The 22,729-nt window shown below is 38.1% G+C and carries 21 protein-coding genes and 1 pseudogene; 5 read left to right on the forward strand and 17 right to left on the reverse strand.

Translation table 11 applies throughout. From position 1 onward, the window contains the following. Positions 1–13: 13 nt before the first annotated feature. A complete protein-coding gene (locus tag AC1DEF_RS15980; RefSeq protein ID WP_097823938.1) occupies positions 14–331 on the reverse strand; it encodes a hypothetical protein in 318 nt (105 codons plus the stop codon). A 494-nt stretch (positions 332–825) separates the two neighbouring features. Between AC1DEF_RS15980 and AC1DEF_RS15985 the strand changes: the two genes are divergently transcribed. Together AC1DEF_RS15985 and AC1DEF_RS15990 are read left to right on the forward strand one after the other, a co-directional pair. After that, complete coding sequence (locus tag AC1DEF_RS15985) at positions 826–1,377, forward strand: TVP38/TMEM64 family protein (protein WP_097823939.1); 552 nt, start codon at positions 826–828, stop codon at positions 1,375–1,377. 85 nt (positions 1,378–1,462) lie between these two features. Further along, a complete protein-coding gene (locus AC1DEF_RS15990) occupies positions 1,463–1,768 on the forward strand; it encodes a transposase (protein WP_318331121.1) in 306 nt (101 codons plus the stop codon). Between the two features lie 21 nt (positions 1,769–1,789). On the opposite strand, the gene AC1DEF_RS15995 is transcribed toward AC1DEF_RS15990, so the two are convergent. From AC1DEF_RS15995 to AC1DEF_RS16010, 4 genes are all read right to left on the reverse strand, one after another. Beyond that, the gene (locus AC1DEF_RS15995) at positions 1,790–2,575 is read right to left on the reverse strand and encodes an ABC transporter ATP-binding protein (protein ID WP_097823941.1); all 786 of its coding nucleotides are present in this window, start codon (positions 2,573–2,575) and stop codon (positions 1,790–1,792) included. Positions 2,576–2,593: 18 nt separating this feature from the next. Continuing rightward, positions 2,594–3,574: a FecCD family ABC transporter permease gene (locus AC1DEF_RS16000; protein ID WP_097823942.1), complete on the reverse strand. Its 981-nt coding sequence runs from the start codon at positions 3,572–3,574 to the stop codon at positions 2,594–2,596. Beyond that, positions 3,571–4,578, reverse strand: coding sequence for a FecCD family ABC transporter permease (locus tag AC1DEF_RS16005; protein WP_043979380.1), 1,008 nt, complete (start codon positions 4,576–4,578; stop codon positions 3,571–3,573). The genes AC1DEF_RS16000 and AC1DEF_RS16005 overlap by 4 nt, the downstream gene beginning before the upstream one ends. Before the next feature lie 90 nt (positions 4,579–4,668). After that, positions 4,669–5,619, reverse strand: a complete 951-nt coding sequence (locus tag AC1DEF_RS16010) for an ABC transporter substrate-binding protein (RefSeq protein ID WP_097823943.1) — start codon at positions 5,617–5,619, stop codon at positions 4,669–4,671. A gap of 262 nt (positions 5,620–5,881) precedes the next feature. On the opposite strand from AC1DEF_RS16010, the gene AC1DEF_RS16015 reads away from it, so the two are divergent. Further along, complete coding sequence (locus tag AC1DEF_RS16015; RefSeq protein WP_043979385.1) at positions 5,882–6,751, forward strand: permease; 870 nt, start codon at positions 5,882–5,884, stop codon at positions 6,749–6,751. A gap of 16 nt (positions 6,752–6,767) precedes the next feature. Then, positions 6,768–7,604 carry a TIGR03943 family putative permease subunit gene (locus tag AC1DEF_RS16020; protein WP_028408025.1) on the forward strand — a complete coding sequence of 279 codons (837 nt, stop codon included), beginning with the start codon at positions 6,768–6,770 and terminating at the stop codon, positions 7,602–7,604. Between the two features lie 38 nt (positions 7,605–7,642). On the opposite strand, the gene AC1DEF_RS16025 is transcribed toward AC1DEF_RS16020, so the two are convergent. From AC1DEF_RS16025 to AC1DEF_RS16080, 12 genes and pseudogenes are all read right to left on the reverse strand, one after another. Next, complete coding sequence (locus AC1DEF_RS16025; RefSeq protein ID WP_318331119.1) at positions 7,643–10,411, reverse strand: bifunctional diguanylate cyclase/phosphodiesterase; 2,769 nt, start codon at positions 10,409–10,411, stop codon at positions 7,643–7,645. 86 nt (positions 10,412–10,497) lie between these two features. After that, a pseudogene (locus AC1DEF_RS16030) lies at positions 10,498–10,983 on the reverse strand (GNAT family N-acetyltransferase); the annotation flags it as partial. 151 nt (positions 10,984–11,134) lie between these two features. Further along, positions 11,135–11,686, reverse strand: coding sequence for a hypothetical protein (locus AC1DEF_RS16035; protein WP_097823946.1), 552 nt, complete (start codon positions 11,684–11,686; stop codon positions 11,135–11,137). 341 nt (positions 11,687–12,027) lie between these two features. After that, positions 12,028–12,789: a serine hydrolase gene (locus AC1DEF_RS16040; protein ID WP_255255725.1), complete on the reverse strand. Its 762-nt coding sequence runs from the start codon at positions 12,787–12,789 to the stop codon at positions 12,028–12,030. A 14-nt stretch (positions 12,790–12,803) separates the two neighbouring features. After that, positions 12,804–13,811 (reverse strand): ABC transporter ATP-binding protein, encoded by a 1,008-nt coding sequence (locus AC1DEF_RS16045; RefSeq protein WP_097823948.1) that lies wholly within the window; start codon positions 13,809–13,811, stop codon positions 12,804–12,806. A 12-nt stretch (positions 13,812–13,823) separates the two neighbouring features. Further along, positions 13,824–14,729 carry a C40 family peptidase gene (locus AC1DEF_RS16050; RefSeq protein WP_097824377.1) on the reverse strand — a complete coding sequence of 302 codons (906 nt, stop codon included), beginning with the start codon at positions 14,727–14,729 and terminating at the stop codon, positions 13,824–13,826. Positions 14,730–14,760: 31 nt separating this feature from the next. Continuing rightward, positions 14,761–15,705: a S66 peptidase family protein gene (locus tag AC1DEF_RS16055; protein ID WP_477727431.1), complete on the reverse strand. Its 945-nt coding sequence runs from the start codon at positions 15,703–15,705 to the stop codon at positions 14,761–14,763. A gap of 88 nt (positions 15,706–15,793) precedes the next feature. Continuing rightward, positions 15,794–17,437: a peptide ABC transporter substrate-binding protein gene (locus AC1DEF_RS16060; protein ID WP_078081634.1), complete on the reverse strand. Its 1,644-nt coding sequence runs from the start codon at positions 17,435–17,437 to the stop codon at positions 15,794–15,796. Between the two features lie 23 nt (positions 17,438–17,460). Continuing rightward, complete coding sequence (locus AC1DEF_RS16065) at positions 17,461–18,459, reverse strand: ABC transporter ATP-binding protein (protein WP_097823950.1); 999 nt, start codon at positions 18,457–18,459, stop codon at positions 17,461–17,463. 4 nt (positions 18,460–18,463) lie between these two features. Further along, complete coding sequence (locus tag AC1DEF_RS16070) at positions 18,464–19,357, reverse strand: ABC transporter permease (RefSeq protein WP_477727513.1); 894 nt, start codon at positions 19,355–19,357, stop codon at positions 18,464–18,466. A 46-nt stretch (positions 19,358–19,403) separates the two neighbouring features. After that, entirely contained in the window at positions 19,404–20,333 is a 930-nt protein-coding gene (locus AC1DEF_RS16075; RefSeq protein ID WP_477727432.1) for an ABC transporter permease, read from the reverse strand. A gap of 14 nt (positions 20,334–20,347) precedes the next feature. Continuing rightward, positions 20,348–21,172: a M55 family metallopeptidase gene (locus AC1DEF_RS16080; protein ID WP_477727433.1), complete on the reverse strand. Its 825-nt coding sequence runs from the start codon at positions 21,170–21,172 to the stop codon at positions 20,348–20,350. A 252-nt stretch (positions 21,173–21,424) separates the two neighbouring features. On the opposite strand from AC1DEF_RS16080, the gene AC1DEF_RS16085 reads away from it, so the two are divergent. After that, the gene (locus AC1DEF_RS16085; RefSeq protein WP_097823952.1) at positions 21,425–22,720 is read left to right on the forward strand and encodes a purine/pyrimidine permease; all 1,296 of its coding nucleotides are present in this window, start codon (positions 21,425–21,427) and stop codon (positions 22,718–22,720) included. Positions 22,721–22,729 lie beyond the last annotated feature (9 nt).

Here is a 22,729-nt window from a genome sequence, read left to right on the forward strand (position 1 = left end):
ACAAATGTACTTTCTAGTGTAAATGCTGATGACAAACGTAATATTTTTTGATAAAAGTGAGGGCTGCCTGTGCATCTTGAATGCCAAGCTTTTTACAAACGCCAGCTAACATGAGCAGTTTGTACATAACCAGCTTTTGATTATTTGTTGCCAGTACGTAATAAACAATCGTATTAGCAACTGCCCGCGGTAATCTTATTTTTTTCAACTCATATAGCGCAACAGACGAAGACATGCCTGCTTCAGTTAAAATCTGCTCAGTTGTGTACGTCTCCAAATAGCGAGCAAGCTTTCTTTCTTTATCGTTAAATATACCTTTAGAATCGTTCATTTTCTCTCCCTCTGTTATTTTAATAATCCATTAAATGCTGCATTAATTAGCCATAATGCAATAGCTCCCCCTGATAAATAAGTGCTGAGATAGAATAATAATTCCATATACCTCCCTCCCATTTCTATCTTATCCCTTCATTTCCCTAGCTGCAGTGATATTCATCACAGGTAAAAAGTGTATTGTTGAGCTATTGAATAGCTCCGCAAAAGAGCTCGTGAGAAAGATCCCACGAGCTGCTTAGTTAGCATTTTCATTTTCGGATAAAGCGTTTAAAAATCATAATAATTAATAATACCACTACAATAACAAGCAAAAATTTCAACATGAGTTGTCCATCCCTTCAAATCAGTAAATCATCTTTCATTAGTAAGTAGTTACCCTGTTTCGTTTTTTATAAACTGCTTACCTACTTATTTCATGCCAAAAATTATATAATAGTAGAAAACCATCTAAAATAGCCCTACAAGTAAAACATAAATGGGAGTATAACCATGACTGACTATCTTCAAACATTTCTGCTTGAACATTTAGAAGCAGCTGGGTTTATCAGCATTCTCTTGAACATTCTTATTAGCATTACGGGCGTATTTCCAAGTGCACCCCTTACGTTCGTAAACGTAAAATTATTTGGTTTTTGGAACGGATTTTTACTTTCTTTTATTGGAGAAGTTTTAGGTGCAGCTCTCTCTTTTTGGCTGTATCGAAAAGGTTTCCGTACACTTGTTCATACAAAAACACTTTCTCGCTCCAAGTCGCTGAAACTGCTGCGCGTACAAGGGAAAGAGAGTTTTATATTGATTCTTTCTTTGCGTTTACTTCCCTTTGTTCCATCAGGCCTCATTACATTCTTCAGCGCTGTAGGAAAAGGCTCCTTTGCGGTATTCATTTCTGCTAGCGCACTTGGAAAAATTCCAGCGCTTTTTATTGAAGTTTATTCGGTTTATCATCTTTCACAAGGATCTATGCAAGGCAAAATAATTTTAATGGTTTTATCCATCATCTTACTTTTTTATATAAGTAAAAAATGGAAGAAAAAAGCTTAACAGACTATAAAAAGGGAAGACTATCTAAAAATAAGCAAAAACATTATCTTATGTAATAATAAGATAACGTATTGGAGATGGTCCATTGATTTTTCTGTTAGTTTCTGGAAGTGTCATTATTCCTATTATCATGCTCTTTTTCTCACTCAAATGGAAAGGAGCAGAGCTAGTTTTTAATACGCTAGCCCTTCTTTCAGCGCTAGTATTTGGAAATATAGCCGCTGCTTCTATCTATCGTATCTTAAAAAACCATGCTGTTTTTATGACGAGCATCCATGCAATCTTTTTAAATTCAGCTTTTTTATCAACCGGGGCATACCTTGGAATCTATGTATTGTATAAACTGTTAGCTCTGACCTTAAATGTAAAACAGCGTACTATGCAAAAATAGTACGCTGTTTTAAAATGCAGTTTATTTTATGATTCCAGTTGGTATGCATAAAGGTGAACCATCGACCGGATTTTGAATGATAGTTGAAGATAAATTAAACACATCTCTTATCATTTCTTCTGTAAATACTTGAGCAGAAGAACCTTCTTTGTAAATCTGGCCGTTTGAAATACTGATTAAATGGTCTGCATAGCGAGCTGCTTGGTTTAGATCGTGTAAGACCATCACAATTGTACAATTTCTCTTTTGGTTTAAAGAACGAAGAAGTTCAAGCACTTCAATCTGATGAGCTAAATCTAAATATGTGGTAGGCTCATCCAAAAGTAGAAGCTCCGTACCCTGCGCTAATGCCATTGCAATCCAGGCCCTCTGACGCTGTCCTCCAGAGAGAGCATCCAGTGTACGATGACTTAAATCAGACAGTTTGGTTGCCTGTAAAGCCTCCTCTACAATTTGATGATCTTCAGCAGAATAGCGAGCAAATAAGCCCTTATGAGGGTGACGACCGTAATAGCAAAGCTCTTTTACTGTTAAATCTTCAGGAGCTTCAGGAGCTTGAGGCAAAATAGCCAGTTTTTTTGCTACTTCTTTTGATGAATGACGATGAATATCTTTTCCATTTAAATATATACTTCCTTCTGTAGGCTTTAATAAACGAGCCAATGAACGAAGGATTGTTGACTTTCCAGAGCCATTTGATCCAATGATTATACTTACCTTTCCTTCTGGAATGTGAAGGTCAATATTATGAATAACTGAAGTTGAATCATATGATAGTGAAAGCTTTTCAGCAGTTAATTTTGTCATTACTGTTCCTCCTTTCCTCTATTTTTTCTGTTCACGGCGCAGTAAATATAGAAAATAAGGGGCGCCAATAACAGCTGTTACAATTCCAGCTGGAATCTCAACGGGCGGCATAACCCCTCTTCCTAAACTGTCAGCAATTAGCAGGAATAAAGCACCTACTGCTGCTGAAACTGGTAACAAGAACTTCGAACGGCTTCCTACTAGCCTCCTACCAATATGAGGAGCAATTAAACCAATAAAACCAATTGACCCAACCACAGCTACAGATAACCCTGCCAATATCACAGCCATACTCAATAGTGTATAACGAACGTATGTTGTTCGCTCTCCTAAGCCAACTGCAATCTCATCCCCTAAGTTTAAAATGTCGAGCTTAGATGCAAATATAATAATAACAGGCACGAGTACAACACAAGGAATTAACATCCCAAGCTCACTCCAGCCTCTTCCCCATAAACTTCCTGTGAGCCAAAGAAGAGTTGTATTCACGTCATCTGGAAACTTAATCATAAAATACTGAATTCCAGCCTGACAAATAGCTCCTAACGCTACGCCAACTAAAGCCAGCGTATGAGGTTTAGCTCCTTGAGAGTAGGAAAACACCATAAGTATAACGGCTATAGCTGCTGCTCCTAAAAAAGCTGAAAGTGGCAGCAGAAGCACAGAAGCAGTTGGAAATACAATTAAGATAAAAACGGCGAATAGCCCCGCTCCTTTTGTGACACCGATAACATCGGGAGAAGCTAGTGGATTTTTTAATATCCCTTGCAAAATAGCTCCTGCTACTGCTAAAGCCGCACCTACAACAATAGCAATGAGGGTGCGTGGAATACGATAATTCGTTAAAATAAATGAACTCCCTTGAGAACTTCCAATTATTTGCTGAAAGATTTCTCCCGGGGAAATATAAACGGCTCCTATCCCTAAGCTAATTACAATCGTAATTATTAAACCTAACAATAAGATACTTAACATTTGATAAGGGTGTTTTCTTTTCATTGCTTAATATTCCTCCCCTTTCTAGCAAGGTATAAAAAGAAAGGCGCTCCAATAAGAGCTGTTACAATCCCTACTGGCGACTCAAAAGGATATGCAATGAAACGAGACAGTACATCAGCATAAACAAGCAAAATGGCTCCTAATATAGCTGAAAATGGCAGAATTCGCTGGTAGTCTCCTCCTACCAATTTTCTAGCTATATGAGGTACAATGAGACCTACAAATCCAATTGGCCCCGCAACGGCAACAGATGCACCGGCGAGCATAATGACTAGTATACCTGCAAAAAAGCGAATCCATTTTACCTTTTCTCCTAATCCTGTTGCCATATTTTCTCCTAATACTAGGATCGATATAGAGCGAGATGATCCAAAAGCTAGGAGAAGACCTAGAAACGACCAAGGTAAAAGAATTTTCACATGAGTCCAGTCTTTCCCGTTAATAGAACCTACAAGCCAATACAAAACGTCCGTAGCTTGTTCATTTAGCACAATTACTCCTTGAGTAAGTGACGATAAAAATAAATGCACAGCCATTCCGGCAAGTGCTAGTTTCACATGAGTTATCTTTCCGCCCGATGCGAACAAATAAACAGTTATTCCTCCTAAAGCTGCTCCTAAAAAGGCAATATAAACAGTTGATTGAGAGGTAAGGTCAGGAAATAAAATAAAAGCTATTACAATCGCTAATGAAGCACCAGCATTTACTCCAAACACTTGGGGTGAGGCAAGCGAATTTCGTGTAATAGCTTGCATCAATGCTCCAGCAACTGCCAAGCTGGCTCCAATAAGAGCTGCCAGCACAGCTCTTGGCAGTCTAAGCGTCTGTACGATTGTTGTCTGCTTAGAGTCATCAGGCGCAAAAATTGCTTTAATTACTTCTGTAAAGCTGACAGCAGAAGATCCCACAGCCACATGCAAAATCATTCCAATGATTAACAAACAAACGCTAGCTACCAACACAATGTATTTATTCATTTTTTGCTTTTGGACAAGATTTGTCATTTCCAACACACTTTCTACAGTTTTCTTTTCTAAACAAATAGAAGCAAGAATAGAATAACTATTCTCGCCTCTTTGTCAGACTCTGTTATGTTACTGCTGCTTATTGTTTAGTAACTTAACCGTATCTTTTCCAATTGCCTCAGCTGAAATCACTCCTCGGAATCTTGTCCATAAATCACGGTCTACTACAAAAACTTTATCATTTTTAACAGCTTTTAAATTTTTCCAAAGAGGATTTGTTTTCCATTCATCTGTTACAAGTTTACCTTCGTTATTTGCTAGGATTAAAATATCTGGATTAATGTCTGACAACTGTTCTAAATTCATCTCAGCATATGCTTCTTTGTCTTGTACAGCGTTCTTCAATCCTAGCTTTTCAAGGAACTCTCCGTCATAAGAAGAAGATGTATGCGCTTGGAAAGAAGTATCTCTGACAACTGCTGGTAAGACTATCTGACCACTTTCTTCTTTTAACTCATTTTTTAATTTTGAAATTGTTTCTTCATGCTCATTTAAGCGCTGTTGTGCTTTTTTTTCTTTTCCTACTGCTTTCGCAATTGTTTTAAATGAATCTATATTTTCTTCATATGTAGATTCACGACTTTTCAATTCAATTGTAGGTGCAATTTTGTTTAATTCTTTATAGATTGCTTTATGACGCTGCACATCGGCAATAATTAAGTCCGGCTGCAGGGAACTAATTACTTCTAAATTTGGCTGTTGACGTGTTCCTACTGAAGTATAATTGATCTTCCCATCTACGAGTTTTTCAATCATATCTTTTTTGTTGTCGTCTGCAATTCCTACTGGCTTCATTCCTAAACCTTGCAAAGCATCTACAAAGGATAGTTCAAGCACAACTACTTTTTTGGGATTTTCAGGAACTTTTGTTTTTCCCAGCTCATGCTGCACAGATATCTTTTGACTATTATCTGAATTTTCTTTTGATGAATTTTGAGTTGACCCGCATCCTGCTAGAACAAATAAAATAGAAACAATAGCAGCTACACTGGCAAGTCTAATCTTTTTAACTTGCTTCATTTTAACGCTTCCTCCTATGTATATACTCTGTTTGACGCTGATAATCATTATCATCAATGTTATCTGTTAATTAAAGGTGCGTCAATAGTTTTCTCGTAATATGGGACATTTCTTGAATAAATAACAGAAGAATCCTTTTAATCCCTTTCTTGAAAAAGCTTTATTCCCTCCCTTTTTTACGATACACTATCTGTAAGTTGACCATATTCAACTTTATTGTACTAACGCACTTTTAAATAATCTTAATTTTGGAGTGAAGATAGTGAATTCGTCTCTATTACAAATGAATACTATATTTATTAGTATTCTCATTGAAGCCCTTCCCTTTGTATTACTGGGCGTGATCATTTCAGGAATTATTCAAATTTTTGTAACTGATGAAATGATGGCTCGAGTTATTCCTAAAAATAAAATAGGTGCTGTCCTATTAGCTAGTGTGATTGGAGCTCTTTTTCCAGCCTGCGAATGTGGAATTGTTCCTATTACTAGACGTTTAATGGCAAAAGGAGTTCCTCTTTATGCTGCTATTCCTTTTATGTTAACAGGTCCTATTATTAATCCAGTTGTTTTATTTTCTACCTTTGTAGCCTTCGGTAATGATTGGAAGATAGTATTGTATCGTGCAGGAGTGGCTTTTATTGTTTCCTTACTTGTAGGTTTCATTTTAAGTTTTCAGTTTAAAACACCTCAGACGAAACGTGAGGTTCACCTGCATACTTCCCCCAAAAAAATGAGTGCGAAGGTTTCAGAAGCTACCCGTCATACTATTGATGAGTTTTTTTCTGTTGGGAAATTTCTGATTATCGGAGGATTAATTGCAGCCGGGATGCAGACGTTTGTTAAGACATCTACTCTATTTTCATTAGGTCAAGGCGATGTTTCATCAAACGCGGTAATGATGGGACTTGCATATGTATTATCGCTTTGCTCTTCTGCAGATGCGTTTATCGCTTCCTCGTTTCGCAGTACGTTTACAGACAGTGCTATTGTTTCATTCTTGGTATTCGGCCCAATGTTTGACATTAAGAATACGCTGATGATGCTAGGCCAGTTTAAGACTAAATTTGTCTTTACACTTTTGGCTTATGTCTTTATTTTAGTACTTATTGTTTCGATCTTAATTGTTCATTAATAAGGAGGGATTTAGCATGATTCGTATTTTAATTTTAATAGGGTTTACGTTCATCTTCATGCACCTTCATGCAACTGGGGATATCTCAAAATATATTAATATGAAATATTCTTGGATTTCATTTGGTACTATCTTTGTACTTTGGTTTTTAACTATCGCAGAATTAATCTTTTACATGATAGGCCCTAAAAAACATGATGATGATTGTAGCTGCGGATGCGCCCATAACCATCAAGAAAGCAAATGGAAACGAAGAGCATGGTACCCAATTTATATTTTACCTGTATTCACTGTCTTATTTTTACCTGTCGCAACCCTTGATTCTAACATTGTTGAAGCTAAAGGATTTCATTTTCCTATTTATGATAAAAAAGATCCTTATTCTTCTCATCAATTTTTACAGCCGGATACAAGTTCTTTTTACGGCGAAGAAGCCTATGACCAAATGATTCATCATGACCTTAAAAAATTTTCTAAAGGAGAGAATATCAACTTAGAAGATGAGGAATTTTTAAATGCAATGGAAACTATTTACCGATATCCTGGTCAATTCAGTGGCAAAACCATCTCATTTAAAGGATTTATGTATCAAACGAAGGAGCTAAAAAAGAATCAGTATTTTCTCTTTCGCTTTGGTATTATTCATTGTATTGCAGATTCAGGGGTGTTTGGAATGCTCATTGAGTTTCCAGATGACGCTGCTTTTAAAAATGACGACTGGGCAACTGTTACAGGTGAAGTCAGTACAATGTATTATCAGCCGTTCAAAAAAACCATTCCTGTTTTGAAAGTAACAAAAGTGAAGCGGGAGCAGGCTCCAAAGGACCCTTATGTATATCGAAATAACCAATAATTAAAAGCCGTTCTTTTAAATAAGAACGGCTTTTTACATTAATGAACAAATTCCATTTTTTCTTCGATTTTATGAAATTTCTCATAAAATTCCTCCGCTGAAATCGGTTTGGAGAAATAGTATCCCTGCACTTCATCACATTTTTCTTTATGAAGAAGTTCTACTTGTTCAACTTCTTCTACACCTTCTGCTACGACGGATAGCTGCAAACTTTTGGCTAGTGTAATAATGGCTCTGACAATCGATACTTCCGTTGTATTAGGATCTAAATCTTTAATAAAAGACCGGTCAATTTTCAGCGTATGAATAGGCAGCTTCTGAATATAGCTAAACGAGGAGTATCCTGAGCCAAAATCATCAATTGAAATAAATACTCCTGCATCTTTTAAGATTTGTAGCTTTTCGATTGTTTGCTCAACATGCTTCATCGTTACACTTTCTGTAATTTCAAGTTCTAAATATCGTGATTCTAACTCTACTTCACGCAAGACACCTAACACATAATCAACAAAATCAGTTGTGCCAAAATCCACGCTTGATATGTTCACACTCATTTTTAAGGGAGGAAGTCCTTGAAGCTGCCAATACTTATTTTGATGGCACGCTTTTTTTAATACCCATTTCGTCAGTGTAACAATAACGCCTGTTTCTTCAGCAATCGGAATAAATTCTGCGGGAGAAATGACGCCCATCTCGGCATGAGTCCACCGGATTAAAGCCTCCACTCCAACAATATGGCCACTTTGAATATTGACTTTCGGCTGATAGTGAAGCTCCATTTCGCCCAGCTCAAAAGCCTTGCGTAACCCATCTTCAATTCTCATTCGTCGCGTAGTATGAACCTGCATTTCTTTTTGATAAAACAGATAATGATTACGCCCTTGTTTTTTGACTTCGTACATCGCTAAATCAGCATGGCGAACTAGCACTTCAAGCAATTTTCCATCTTTAGGAAATAAACTAACTCCGATGCTTACCCCTAAATAAACATCTCTCGATAGCACTACAAAAGGAGTGGATAAGCAGTCATTTAATGATTGACAGATTTTTTTCACTTCTTCATCAGTCCTATCATGCAGTAAAACTAAAAACTCATCTCCTCCAAAACGCGAAAGCACATCTTGGTTTCTTATGCAGCTCTTCATTCGATCGACAACCTGAAGCATAAGCTGATCTCCAGCATGATGACCAAGCGTGTCATTTACCTGTTTGAAACGATCTAGGTCTAAAAATAAGAAATGAAGCTTTTTTCCTGAAGCAGCTGCTGAATCAATGGATTTCTCTACAATGCTTGAAAACATACTTCGATTTGGTAAATCTGTTAGCATATCGTGAAAAGCCATATATTGAAGCGATTCTTGAGCTTTTTTCTGTTCCGTTACATCTCTAGTTACTGTCTGAAAAAGCGTCTCTCCATTAATTTGAATGAGCGTAGATTTTACTTCTAAAAAGAGTTCCTTACCTAACGCATTAAACATTTTCAACTGAGCTAATGGAGATCTTGGCTCATCTTTTCTATCCTTTACTGCCTTCAATCCTTTTTTAATATCGGGAACTTGTTCATATGAAAAGAAATCATATAACGATTTACCAACGAGCTGGTCTTCCGTTACTCCTAAAAGCTGAATCATAGCATCATTCACAGACACGACCTCTTCTTCTCGATGGACCATAATTGCCAATGGAGAGGAGTAAAACAAGTTTTCATAGCGATTTTTTGCTTCAATCAACGTTTTTTCCGCTTCGCGCTCTTGCGTCATATTGCGGATATACAGCATATACTCAACCGTCTCTTCAATTCCTACCGCCATCACCGTTATCTCAACCGTAACTTCTCTATTACTTATCAAAAGGGAGTGCTCAGTTCGTCCATCTTGTAGAGAAGAAAATTCGTAGAAGGGCAGCAGCTTAACAACATTACTCCCGATTACATCTGATGCTTTAAGAGAGAAAAGCGTTTCCGCTGCATAATTGAGCGATAAAACATGTCTTTTTTCATCGATCACCAAAATAGCATCCAGAGCGGATTCAAAAAAAGCCCATTTTAAAACTTCTTGTTTTTGTACGCGTCGATCCATAAAAATGGTTAAAAACACAGCCGTAAATAGGCAGACAATAAAAAAAACAATAACGACGGATAAATATATTGGATTTAAGGCAAAACCGTTTGAGTGTTCAGACATTGACATTCCTGAAAAAGAAGCTGCCTGCATGCCCGTATAGTGCATACCTGCAATAGCAATGCCCATAATAGTAGAACAAATAACCTTAGCAAAAACGGTAAGCTTCCCTTCATTTAGCTTTGAATAAAAACCAAGCCACAAAGCTGTATTAGAAGCAGCAACAGCAATAAGAATAGAGAGAAAAACGATAAATGGATCATACGAAATCATAATTGGGTCCATAGCCATCATGCCCAAATAGTGCATAAAAACAATTCCCGCTCCCATAAAGCTCCCTGCAATGATAAGTGCTTTTATACTTTTCTTTTGTTTGTGAATGAGGTAGAGGCCTATATAACATCCCGTTATCGCTCCCAAGATTGAGAGAAGAACAAACCATAAATTATATGAAACATCTACGGGCAGGTGAAAAGCAAGCATGGCGATAAAATGCATTGACCAAATGCCTATCCCCAATGTAAATGCCCCGCTGATTAACCAAAACTGAATAAATTTTGCCCGGGAAATTTTCACACGATTAGCTAACCCAAAAGAAGCGTACGCCGCAGTAATAGCGATAAGGAAAGAGAGTGTAACGAGTAACTCATTGTACGTCCCTTCTAGTAAATGTGTATGATGATTCATCCATGACCTTCCTTCAATTCGTTCTTTTCTTTGTTATCGGTTAAGGCCTAAAAATATTTACTATTTCAAAAGAACTTATGCTTGATTTACTTCTTACCTTTTGAACGTCCTGACAATATTGCGCTCACTTTTTCCTTGTTGACGGTGTATAAACAAGTACAATCATCTGACTCATACGCCTCTTCTAGTTGAAACGAAAATGTTTTTAAAAGAGTAATTGAATCTTTATTATTAGGATCAACTTTTGCTTCAATTTCTTGTATATGAAACTCTTCAAAAGCTTTTTCTAGCAAAAGGCAGATCGCTTCTGTCATGAGGCCTTTTTTCCAAAAAGGTCTGCCTAAATCATACCCAATCTCTGCTTGCTTTTTAACATAATCAATACGGTTTAGACCGCAGGTTCCAATGATCTCATCGGAAGTCTTTAATCGAATAGCATAGCGTGTTGCTTTCCTTTCTTTCGTCAAACTTTGGAGAAGTGCAATCATGCTTTCCGCTTGATAAAGCGTCGTAAAGGGCTCAATATTCATATATCTAGTAACCTCTTCATCCGACCAATATTCAAAAACTTTAGAAGCATCTTTTTTTTAAAGAGGAGATAAATATACCCTCATCTATGTTCTCCCTCCTTTTGGTGAATGATGGAGCAAGATATTTTCATCTGCGCCTCTTTCACATCTTAAAAAATCTCACATGGTGCACGGAACATGTGAGATTTGACATTTAACTATTTTTTGATTGTGCATCGCGCAGCTGCGTATATAAACGATTAATTGCTACAGTCATTGACTGTTCATAGGAATGATGATCATAATAAACCGCTATATTTTTTAACATTTCATACGTTTGATGATCAAGCTGCACCTCAAGCGTAATTTTTTCGTCAATTGTTGCTGTTTGCAAATGATGAGGCAAGTCCTCTTTTGTAGATACTTGCTCTGCAATATGAATTGCTTCTTCTACTGTTTCAATTCGGCCGTACTGATGCACCCATCTTCTGCCCATTTCAATCGTATCTTTTACAAACTGACGATTGGTAATGTTATCTTTAATATTAAATTGATGATCTGCCACATATACAGATTGATACAAGATTACACTGATCACTTCGTCTTTTAAATTTAATTTTCTCAGCTCATCAATTAAATCCGCTATATATTTAGGTAATGGACTAAATGTCCCTCGCACTTCCTTAATTAAATCCATGGCAATGGATTCAGTTGAATTGCGTTTAAATGCTTTTATAATATCTATCATTACATGTTCGTTTGCCATACATACACCACCATTTATGAATCGAATAATTTCATGCTCCTTGCTGCTTTGCATAGACATTCACTATTCGTTTAAAATATATACTATTATTCTATTATATAAAAAATATGAATAAGTTGGTATAGGATGAATGATTTATCATTATTTTTTCATAAAATTTCATGAAAAAGAACATGTTTATCTACTACTAGCACAAATCCAGCACAGCAAACAATGGTCTCGCCAAAATCTGAGAAGACAAGCATTTATTATTAATAAATGTGAGTTTTTCTTTGATAGAAGACATTAAATAAAAGGGACCAAACCAATCCCGCTTATTGAAGTATATGGTCAAAAGATTTTTAGATGTTAGATGACAGAAGGTATCCAATATCAGCAATTAATCTCCTTCCCTGTGCATTGTCACTTAGTCCATCTATCAAAACAACGGCATAATACGTTTCGTTACCTCGCATGAGAATAGCACTATCATGTTCTGCTCCCTGTAGTTCTCCAGTCTTATTCGCAGCTTGAAACGCTGATCCTATACGTGCTGGAAGCTTATGCTGAAACTGCTGCATTTCTAACATTCTCATTATTTTTCCGCGACTAGATTTTTGCAAAAGGTTTCCTTCATATATTTCCCTTAGACACTTTACTACATCAGAGGCACACGTATAATTATCAATCTCTTTTTCAACAGCGATTTCGTCCATCATATAGCGGTTTAAAACGGTTTTCTTTAATCCTAGATTTTTAGCACATTCGTTAATTTTTTCAAATCCTACTAAAGAGATGAGTTCATTTGTAGCTGTGTTGTCAGAAACAATTATCATAAGGGTAAGCAGCTCTTCCACTTTAATATATGTTAACCGCGGAAGAGCTCTAAGTACGCCTGCTCCGCCAACCGTGTTTTTTTCCGTTCTTTGAATGACAGATGTTAAAGCCAAGATGCCCGCATCAATTTGACGAAACGCTTCTATTGCAAGCAGCAGCTTGATTGTACTTGCTGCTCGTTGTTGGATAAAAGAATTAATCTGTATGGATTCTTTTCCTTCAATATGAATACGTACAAGTCCATTATTACTCCGCTTCCATGTAGTAACTGCATCTTCGATTTTCATTCTCGCTCTTTCCATCATTTTGTCGCAGCTGTTTCAATATAGTTGTTACTCATTATCTTTTGATTGTATAAGTGACAGGCTACAAAGTGATTGTCTTCAACTTCCTGCCACTCTGGCTTTTGAGTCTTACAGGCTGCTACTGCAAGAGGACAGCGCGTATTAAACACGCAGCCAGAGGGCGGGTTAATTGGACTCGGTAATTCTCCTTTAAGAACAATTCGCTTCCGATTATCCTCAACGTCAGGATCAGGGATAGGAATAGCTGACAGTAGAGCTTGAGTGTAAGGGTGAAGCGGTTTTTGATACAGCTCCGAACTTGTTGTTAATTCTACTAAATGCCCTAAATACATAACTCCAATACGATTGCTTATATGCTTTACCATCGACAAGTCATGTGCAATAAATAAATAAGTTAACCCTTTTTCTTTTTGGAGTTTTTTTAATAAATTAACTACTTGAGCCTGTACAGACACATCTAAAGCAGAAATAGGTTCGTCTGCAATAATGCATTCTGGATTTAGTGCTAAAGCTCTCGCAATCCCTATACGCTGGCGCTGCCCGCCGCTGAATTCATGAGGATAGCGATTGGCATGATCACGGTTTAGCCCGACATCTTCTAGCAGCTCATACACGCGGTTCAGCATCTCTTTTTTATTCGAATAAAGTCCGTGAACCTCCATTGGTTCTGAGATAATCTCCTTCACGGTAGAACGAGGGTTTAGTGAAGCATATGGATCTTGAAAAATCATTTGCATATTACGATGAAAAGCAAATTTTTCTTTCTCTGATAGCTCATGCACGTTTTTCCCTTTATAAAGCACCTCTCCTGATGTACGGTTATACAACCCAATGATTGTTCGCCCGGCAGTTGATTTTCCGCAGCCGGATTCACCAACAAGTCCAAAGGTTTCTCCTTTTGAAATATGAAAAGACACGCCGTCTACTGCTTTCAAAACCTGCTTATTCGTAATCGAAAAATATTTGCTCAGCTGCTTTACTTCTAACAAATGCTTCGTTGTCATAACTGCCACCTCCTAATAATAGCGCCGGGCTGCGCACAGCTCTTCTTCATAAAGCGTTCCTTTTAATTCAATCAGTTCAACGGTTTTACCTGTTTTAGGTGAATGAAGCATTTTTCCTTTACCATAATAAATACCAACATGGTGGATAGACCCTTCACCTTTTTCATGAGCGAAAAACAGCAAATCTCCAGGTTGAATAGAGGCTAACCCTACTTCTTTTCCTTGCCTTGCTTGATCGGTTGCATCTCTTGGAATAAGATATCCGTTTGCTTTATGAGTAGCATAGGCAAACCCGGAACAATCATATCCCCAGGCACTCATGCCACCCCATAAATATGGAAGATTCAAAAACTGTTCTCCCGCTGCAATAATCATATCCCCAGTTCCTTTTACTTTACGGTTTCTATCCTCTATTACAACAGCATCTTGACGTTTTATTTTCCCACTGCCAACCGGCGTTTGAACTTCTAGCCATTCTTTATCTTCTTTTAAAAGAGGCAGCTGCGTTTGATAACTAATTTGCAAGGCTTCTTCCGCTAGGTGCAGGGTCGCAATGGTTGCTGATACCACCGCCGTTGGTTTATTCAACGGAAAATATTCAGTTTGAGAAATCAGTTGGTGAAAAGGAACCCACCCGGGATATCCTCTTTCATCTTTAGAAGAAAACTGAGAAGGAATAACGATTTTTGCCCATTTACCTTTCATTTCTGTTACATATACTTCTTCTCCTAGTAACAGCTGCGTTTGAACTAAATTTTTCTCACAAAGCTCCAACCGGCGTGTATACGTTAATTGTTCTAGCCATTTATCCAGTTTTACTGGGACACTTATTGCATTGTCATCTATTTCTCTGCTAGAGTCATAGGAAGTCCAAACAGTCGCCACAGCTACACAAACGTAATACGTTTTTTTATCCATCACTTATTTATCCTCCCCGCAGGTTTAACCTTCAGCGTTCGACTTTATCTTTTGGTAATGTAATACCGGATTCAAATTCCACCATTCGTTCATAAGTCGACATCGTGGCATAGCTTCCAATCGCCACAGCTGTTTGAGGCGAGCAATGCCCGATGCGAAACCCTCTCATCACAGGTTTTTTTAAAGAAGTCAGGTAACTTGTTAATGCCTCCTCTAAAGAAAGCGACTCCGTACGTTTTTTAGGATAGCAGTTATGAAAATCTCCGATAATAATTCCCGCTGCATCCTGCAGTTTATTGGCCATATACAGCTGTGTCATCATGCGGTCAATTTCATACGGTTCTTCATCAATATCTTCAATAAATAAAATTCGATTTTTTGTATCTAGTTCAAATGGTGTGCCAAGCGTGCTTACCAGCAAAGTCAGATTTCCTCCTATCAGCTGACCAGTTGCTTCTCCTTCACAAATGGTGTCGAGGGGACTAATTTGATCCGTATAGCACAAAGAACGGTGAGAAAATAATTGATAAAAAGCTTGCTTCGTCTCTATATGAACATCTTCTTTTCCGAGATCCGACGAAAGCATTGGCCCGTGAAAGGTAACCAAACCTGTGTGCTGATGAATAGCCGTATGTAAAAACGTAATATCGCTATATCCCCAAAAAACCTTTGGGTTTCGCTTAATTAAATCGTAGTTTAATTGCGAGGCAAGTCTAGCAGTCCCGTAACCTCCGCATGCACAAATAATTGCCTTTACTTTCTTATTGGCAAACATCGCATGTATATCGGCTGCTCGCTGTTCATCCGTCCCTGCCAAGTACCCGTTTTTTTTATATAAATGCGCGCCTGTTACTACGTTTAATCCTATTTCCTTTAAATATTCTATTCCTTTTTTTAGATTGTGCTGATTAGGCGGACTAGCAGGTGCAATAACAGCTACTGTATCACCTTTTTGTAATGGTTTTGGTTTTATCATTTGTTACACTCCTTTTGTGTAAAGAAATGAAGAAAGTGAAACTTGGGTCAGAAGGGTATCGAAATCCCCTCTGACGAAAAGTTCCACTTTACTGTTTATCTGCCCACTTCAAATCTAAATAGCCAACAGGATGACGAACAATTCCAGATACGTTATCTTTTATTAAAAACACATAGTTGTAGAAATGGATAGGAATGATTGGCATCTCATCAAATAAAATACCTTCTGCTTTATACATAAGCTCAAAACGTTTTTTATTATCCGTTTCGTTCATAGCTTGTTTAATTAACTCATCATATTCTTTATTGCTCCAAGCTGTACGGTTCATTGAATGACCCGTCTGGAAGCTCTCTAAAAAGTTAATTGGATCTGCATAATCAGCTAAAAATGAACTTCGTGACAGCTGAAACTTTAACGCTTTTTGTTCTTCTTGGAAAACATTCCATTCCATATTGGCAAGCTTCACATCTACGCCTAGATTTTCTTTGAACATTTGCTGCAGTGCTTCTGCTATTTTTTTATGCGTATCGTCTGTACTGTATGTTAGCGTAATAGCTGGCAGCTTTTTATATCCTTCTTCTTTCATTCCTTTTTTCAGAAGTGCTTTTGCTTCTTTGCTATCTGTTTTTAATAAATCGCCGCCCGTTTTACGGAAATCCTTTCCATCTGCATCTTTAAATCCGTAAGATACGAACCCACGAGCTGGTTTTTCTTTATTTTTTGTAACAAAATTAACAATTTGATCTTGATCTACAGCCATTGCAAATGCTTTACGGATATTTTTGTTTTGAAAGGGCTCTTTATCTAAGTTAAAGCGATAGAAGTAAGTTCCCGCTTGGTCTTCGATATGAACATCTCCATCTTTCAGCAGCTTTTCACTTAAATCCGATGGAATTTCAGAAACATCTAGTTCTCCATTTTGATACATTTGATATTCTGTGTTTGTATTTTCAACAATTGCCCATTTTACCTTGTCGAGCTTTACATTTTCAGCATCCCAATACTGATCGTTTCTTTCCATGACTAGATTACTGTTATGCTTCCATTGAGTTAATTTGAAGGGACCATTAGCAACAAACGAGTCTGCTTCTGCAAACCATTTCGGATTTTTTGTTGCTACTTTTTCATTAATTGGGAAGAACGCTGGATTGGAAACTACGCTTAAGAAATAGGCTTGAGGGCTTTTAAGCGTAACTTCAAAGGTTTTGTCATCTAGCGCTTTTACCCCTACTTGATCAGCACTACCTTTACCCGTATTAAATTCTTCTCCACCTTGGATGAAATAACCTAAAAATGCCGCTGGTGAACCCGTCTTAGGATCTAACAGCCTCTTCCAAGCAAATACGAAATCACTTGCTTTCACGTCATCTCCATTTGACCATTTAGCATCTTTTCGTAAATGAAACGTATAGACCTTTTTGTCCTCAGAGATATCCCATTTCTCGGCCATTGCTCCTTCAGGCTCATCGCTTTTTCCTAAACGAGTCAGCCCTTCCATTAAGTTATTAAGCATATTCCATGAATATGAATCAAATCCAATAGGCGGATCAAAAGACGTAGGTTCTGCGCCATTATTCATATAAAGGACCTTACCGTCTTCTTTTGCTGTACTGCTTTTCTTTTCTGGCTCCGCGCCTGAATCTTTTGTGGCCGTACAGGCAGCAAGTGCAAATATAAGTACACACATCATTAGTAAAGACCCTATTTTTTTCATCATTTCCCCCTCTTTCATAAGTTCTCTATTCATCTATAAATCTAGCTTATAGTTGTTACAAATTTTTGGGCTCTCTCATCTTGAAGCCAGCAGTGCACTTGGTGACTTTCTTTCAGCTTTGTTGACGCAGGATACATGCGGTCACATACTTCCATTACGTAAGGACAGCGAGGTGCGAACGAACATCCGGATGGAGGTGCAAATAAATCGGGAGGTGATCCTGTAATAGGCACAAGTTCACTTTCGTATAAATCTAACCGAGGAACTGAACGCAGCAATCCTTTTGTATACGGATGCTGCGGCGTATAAAAGATGTCCCTTCTTGTTCCAATCTCTACAATCTTTCCTGCATACATTACGGCAACACGGTCAGCTACTTGAGCAACTACACCTAAATCATGGGTAATTAAAACGATAGAGACATCCGTTTTCTGCTGAATATCCTTAAACAATTCTAAAATCTGCGCTTGTATCGTGACGTCAAGAGCTGTGGTAGGTTCATCAGCAATTAGCACTTCAGGATTGCATACAAGAGCCATTGCAATGACAATACGCTGTCTCATTCCCCCGCTAAATTCATGAGGATATTGCTTTAGGCGTTCTTTAGGATTTGGAATTCCGACTAGCTCCAGCATTTCAAATGCTTTTTCTTTGGCTTTTTCTTTTGAAATGTTTTCATGTTGCATAATATTTTCTGCAATTTGCTCACCTACGCGAAGAGTTGGATTAAGCGCAGTCATGGGATCCTGAAAAATCATCGAAATATCAGCGCCTCGAATGTCTCGCATTTTCTTTTCTGATAGTTTCGTTAAATCCTGGCCTTTAAATAAAATAGATCCGCTTGTGATCCTGCCCGGAGGTGTCGGAATTAACCTCATAATACTTTGAGATGTCACGCTTTTTCCGCACCCTGACTCTCCGACAATCGCTAGTGTTTCTCCTTTATGTAAATCAAAACTAACGCCTCTTACAGCTTGAACTCGCCCTCCGTAAGTTGAAAACTGTACGTGTAAGTTTTTGATTTGGAGCATTGTTTCCATTTGCTTACCTCCTTAATTTCGGATCAAGTGCATCTTGCAGTCCGTCTCCAAGGACATTAAAAGCAAACATGGTAAGAGAAATAAAAAAAGCGGGAAAAAACAAACGCCACCAATAGCCTGATAGAATCGTTGATAAACCATCGTTTGCCATTACTCCCCAGCTGGCATAAGGAGCTTGTACACCCAGCCCTAAAAAGCTTAAAAAAGCTTCAGCAAAAATGGCAGTTGGTACGGTTAGTGTCATTTGAACGATAATCGGTCCCATCGTATTTGGAAGCAGGTTTCGCTTAATGATACGACTAGTTTTTGTTCCAAACGTTTTGGATGCAAGCACGTATTCATAGTTTTTTATTTGCAATACTTGCCCCCGTACAATTCTCGCCATCCCGATCCAACCTGTAACGGAAAGTGCCACAATAATCGTAGAAAGCCCGGGGCCCATGACTACCATTAGTAAAATCACGACTAATAAATAAGGAAGACCGTATAAAATTTCAATTACGCGCATCATGACATTATCTGTTTTTTCGCCTTTGTAGCCTGAGAATCCCCCGTAAATGACACCGATGATAAAATCAATAAGCGCTGCCATCAGTCCTACAAATAAAGAGATTCTAGCCCCGTACCATGTCCGGGTGTACATATCTCTGCCTAAGTCATCCGTTCCAAACCAATGACTAGCTGAAGGAGGAAGATTTTGCTCTGTAAAAGAAGCTTTCGTTACACTGTAGGGGGAAAACATAGGACCGAATATAGCCATCACAGCGAGAATGACTAAAAAAAAGAGACCCAGCATGGCCAACTTGTTTTTTACAAGCCTGCGCCAAGCATCATGCCAATAAGAAAGACTCGGCCTTACAACTGCTTCAGCTTCAGATTTCTTTTTTTTCTTTGGCATAAACCACTCATCAGGAATTTGCTTATGCTCCTGTTTTTCCAGCACGTTATCCCTCCTTCTTATACAGTTTGATTCGTGGATCAAGTATTCCGTAAGCAATGTCTACTAAAAAAAGCATAATGATGAGAATCGAACTGTAAAAGACCGTCGTGCCCATAATTACCGGGTAGTCTCTCGTATTAATACTGTCCACAAAATATTTTCCCATGCCAGGAATAGCAAAGATTTGTTCAATAACAAATGTGCCGGTTAATACGCTGGCCGCAATCGTTCCAAGAACTGTTATAACGGGCATTAAAGCATTTCTAAGCGCATGCTTAAATACAATTTTTACTGGTGAAAGCCCTTTTGCACGTGCTGTTCGAATATAATCTTGAGTTAGTATTTCTATCATACTTGAGCGAGTCAAACGTGCAATAATAGCCATAGGACCTGTGGCAAGAGCTAGAGTCGGAAGAATCATATGTAAAGGGCTCGTCCACGTAGCGGCAGGTAAAATTTTCAAATTAACAGAAAGCTGTTGAATTAACAACGTGGCCATAACAAAATTTGGAACCGACAATCCGATAACTGCTATGCTCATCGCCATGTAATCAATTATTCCATTCCTTCTAAGAGCAGCGATAATGCCTAGTGTAATACCGGAAATTATCGCAAGAATTAACGTCACCATTCCAAGTTCAAATGACACGGGAAACCCTCTTCCTAGAAGGTCGTTAACCGTTTGAGACGGCTGTTTAATGGAAGGACCAAAGTCAAAGGTAACAATGGATTTTAAATAAAGAATATATTGCACAGCTAGCGGCTCATCTAAGTGATAAAATGATTCCAGGTTTTTTTGAACTGCATCGCTTGTCGCTCGTTCTTCATTAAATGGAGATCCAGGAATCGAATGCATTAAAAAGAAGGTTAAGGTCACAATTACCCACAGCGTAACAAGCATGGATAAAAATCGTTTCAGAATATAACTTTTCACCTTTATCCCACCTTCTAACAGAATGTTGTGCGCGTAGCTAATTCAGTCATAACAAGCATGGCCTGATAAGCTTCTAAAATATCTTTTGCTTGAAACCGAACGGTCGTCGTTCCAGGCTCAATTTCTGTTCCCGGCATTAAATGCGCCCACTCTGCTTGACCGTAATTTGCAAATTCTATTTGTAAGGTTGGATGTTTAGGTGGAATTAAAGGTTTAACAAGGTGTTTGTTTTGAATAGCTGCGGCTGTTTTTTCTTGAAGTAATTGTTCTGCTTTCTTAGGGGTTAATGTTTTGGCTGCAGAACGTGAAATGGCCTGTTTGACGATAGCAGTCGTCACGTTTGGAATAAGCTGCTGTGCTTCCAGCGCCGTTTGGTCATCACCGGCTACCATTAAAACTGGCACGCCGTAATAGCCTGCGACGTATGCATTGAAGCCTAACTCTCCAATATTCGTATCGTCTATGTACATATTGCGAGCACCAAATATCATCGAATGAGACATGACACCAGGCATGGATGCTTTAGCATGATACCCTAGAAACATAGCACCATCAAAAGTCTGATCTAATCCCTGTACCATTGAATATGGTTTTACGCTTCCTGAAATAAGCTGAGTTTCTGGATGAAGCCGTTCAACAAGGAGATTATTCATAATCGAATGACTGTCATTTACCACAACTTCTGAGCACTGTTCTCTAAATCCTGCATAAATTACTGCATTTGCTTCATCCGTCATTATTTTGCGGCTTCTCTCATAATTTTCTTTCTGTCGCAGAACATTTGTGTGATCGACGAGTCCCGTAATTCCTTCCATATCAACCGACAGATATAGTTTCATTTGTCTTATTCCTCCTCCTTCCTTGACTGTTAGTCAGTTCATTATAAATTATTCTTATGTTTATAATTTATAATTGTAAGAAAATTATAAATTATCTTTCTTTTTTTTACAACAATATATTGAATTTTTTGACACTTTATTCATCTTCCTTTTAACAAGATATCGCTTACAAATTGGAAATCCCATGGTAAAATAATAGAGCAGCCTGTTGGTTCATTCAGCCGCTCGTCGGCATTAATTGAGGTGTTAAGAATGTTTCGAGTTTCCATTGCTTCACTACAATGGTTTTTATTTATGATTTCTAATAGTATGATTGTTCCTATTGTAATTGCTTCTCAGTTTCATTTAAACGCAGCGGATTCTATTCAATTTTTACAGCGAACGTTATTTATTTTAGCTTTATCCGGGCTCTTGCAGGTATTTATAGGGCATAAATATCCCATCATGGAAGGGCCAGCTGGTGTTTGGTGGGGCGTCTTTTCTCTGTATGCGAGTCTTGGAACCGTTCTATTTGGTTCTCACTCTGAAACGCTCCGCGTACTGCAGTTCACCCTCCTTATAAGCGGGATAATCGCTATTTTGATGAGCCTGTTTGGTCTCATTGATAAACTAGCAAAATACTTTACCCCGACAGTTACCGGTACATATTTAATTTTATTAGTGACGCAGCTCAGCGGTTCCTTTTTAAAAGGAATGTTTGGTATTACAGAAACGAATTCAGCTATTAAACTTCCTATTGCGCTGGCTTCAGCTGCGATTTTGCTGCTGACTTTTTATTTATTATCACACCGGACGTTAAATAAGCTCAGCATTATTATTAGTATTGGTGTAGGCTGGGGAGTATTTGCAATGCTAGGGTTAGCTAAACCTATCGAGTTTCAGGCGCAGTTATTTTACATACCTAAAGTGTTTGTATTTGGAGCTCCTCGCGTTGAATGGAATATGGTTGTCACTGCTTTTTTTGTGACGCTCATTTTAATTACAAACATGCTCGCTTCTATTCGTGTTGTTGAGTCTGTTTATAAACACAAAGGAGAAAAAATTGAAAAAGACAATATTAAGCGTTCCGGGATGGTTTCGGGTATAAGTCAGCTGCTTGGAGGATTGTTTTCAGGTGTCGGTGCCGTTCCTATTTCAGGTTCCGGCGGATTTATTTCAGCTACAAATCTTTATAGCCGAGTTCCTTTTATTGTAGCATCGTGTCTTTTGCTTTTTTTGAGTATCTTTACTCCTTTAACATCCATTATGTCCGCTCTTCCTCCTGCTGTCGGATACGCGGCAATCTTTCCTGTTTTTACAGGTATGATGGCTCTTGGAATTGGAGAATTCAAGCATGCCAAACAGCCCGAAAAAGCAATGAAAAAAGCCGGTATTGCGTTGCTGTCGGGGATAGGGGTTATGTTTTTGCCTTCTCAAGCTTTTTCAACACTGCCACCTTTAGTTACTACGTTTTTAAGCAACGGATTAGTTCTTGGCACAATTATCATTCTTGCACTGGAAATCTCTGAATCCATTTCTTTGAAAAGACAAGGTGCAAAAGAGGGATAAAAAAAAGAA

The organism is Priestia sp. 10L35 (assembly GCF_056395685.1).

Bases quoted from the DNA above. Each gene is read 5' to 3' on its own strand.
- AC1DEF_RS16025 (WP_318331119.1), bottom strand. From the start codon at position 10,411: ATGAATCATCATACACATTTACTAGAAGGGACGTACAATGAGTTACTC.
- AC1DEF_RS16060 (WP_078081634.1), bottom strand. From the start codon at position 17,437: ATGAAAGAGGGGGAAATGATGAAAAAAATAGGGTCTTTACTAATGATG.
- AC1DEF_RS16020 (WP_028408025.1), top strand. From the start codon at position 6,768: ATGATTCGTATTTTAATTTTAATAGGGTTTACGTTCATCTTCATGCAC.
- AC1DEF_RS16055 (WP_477727431.1), bottom strand. From the start codon at position 15,705: ATGATAAAACCAAAACCATTACAAAAAGGTGATACAGTAGCTGTTATT.
- AC1DEF_RS15980 (WP_097823938.1), bottom strand. From the start codon at position 331: ATGAACGATTCTAAAGGTATATTTAACGATAAAGAAAGAAAGCTTGCT.
- AC1DEF_RS16065 (WP_097823950.1), bottom strand. From the start codon at position 18,459: ATGGAAACAATGCTCCAAATCAAAAACTTACACGTACAGTTTTCAACT.
- AC1DEF_RS16080 (WP_477727433.1), bottom strand. From the start codon at position 21,172: ATGAAACTATATCTGTCGGTTGATATGGAAGGAATTACGGGACTCGTC.
- AC1DEF_RS16045 (WP_097823948.1), bottom strand. From the start codon at position 13,811: ATGACAACGAAGCATTTGTTAGAAGTAAAGCAGCTGAGCAAATATTTT.
- AC1DEF_RS16010 (WP_097823943.1), bottom strand. From the start codon at position 5,619: ATGAAGCAAGTTAAAAAGATTAGACTTGCCAGTGTAGCTGCTATTGTT.
- AC1DEF_RS16005 (WP_043979380.1), bottom strand. From the start codon at position 4,578: ATGACAAATCTTGTCCAAAAGCAAAAAATGAATAAATACATTGTGTTG.
- AC1DEF_RS16085 (WP_097823952.1), top strand. From the start codon at position 21,425: ATGTTTCGAGTTTCCATTGCTTCACTACAATGGTTTTTATTTATGATT.
- AC1DEF_RS16040 (WP_255255725.1), bottom strand. From the start codon at position 12,789: ATGAAAATCGAAGATGCAGTTACTACATGGAAGCGGAGTAATAATGGA.
- AC1DEF_RS15985 (WP_097823939.1), top strand. From the start codon at position 826: ATGACTGACTATCTTCAAACATTTCTGCTTGAACATTTAGAAGCAGCT.
- AC1DEF_RS16000 (WP_097823942.1), bottom strand. From the start codon at position 3,574: ATGAAAAGAAAACACCCTTATCAAATGTTAAGTATCTTATTGTTAGGT.
- AC1DEF_RS16070 (WP_477727513.1), bottom strand. From the start codon at position 19,357: ATGCCAAAGAAAAAAAAGAAATCTGAAGCTGAAGCAGTTGTAAGGCCG.
- AC1DEF_RS16050 (WP_097824377.1), bottom strand. From the start codon at position 14,729: ATGGATAAAAAAACGTATTACGTTTGTGTAGCTGTGGCGACTGTTTGG.
- AC1DEF_RS16035 (WP_097823946.1), bottom strand. From the start codon at position 11,686: ATGGCAAACGAACATGTAATGATAGATATTATAAAAGCATTTAAACGC.
- AC1DEF_RS15995 (WP_097823941.1), bottom strand. From the start codon at position 2,575: ATGACAAAATTAACTGCTGAAAAGCTTTCACTATCATATGATTCAACT.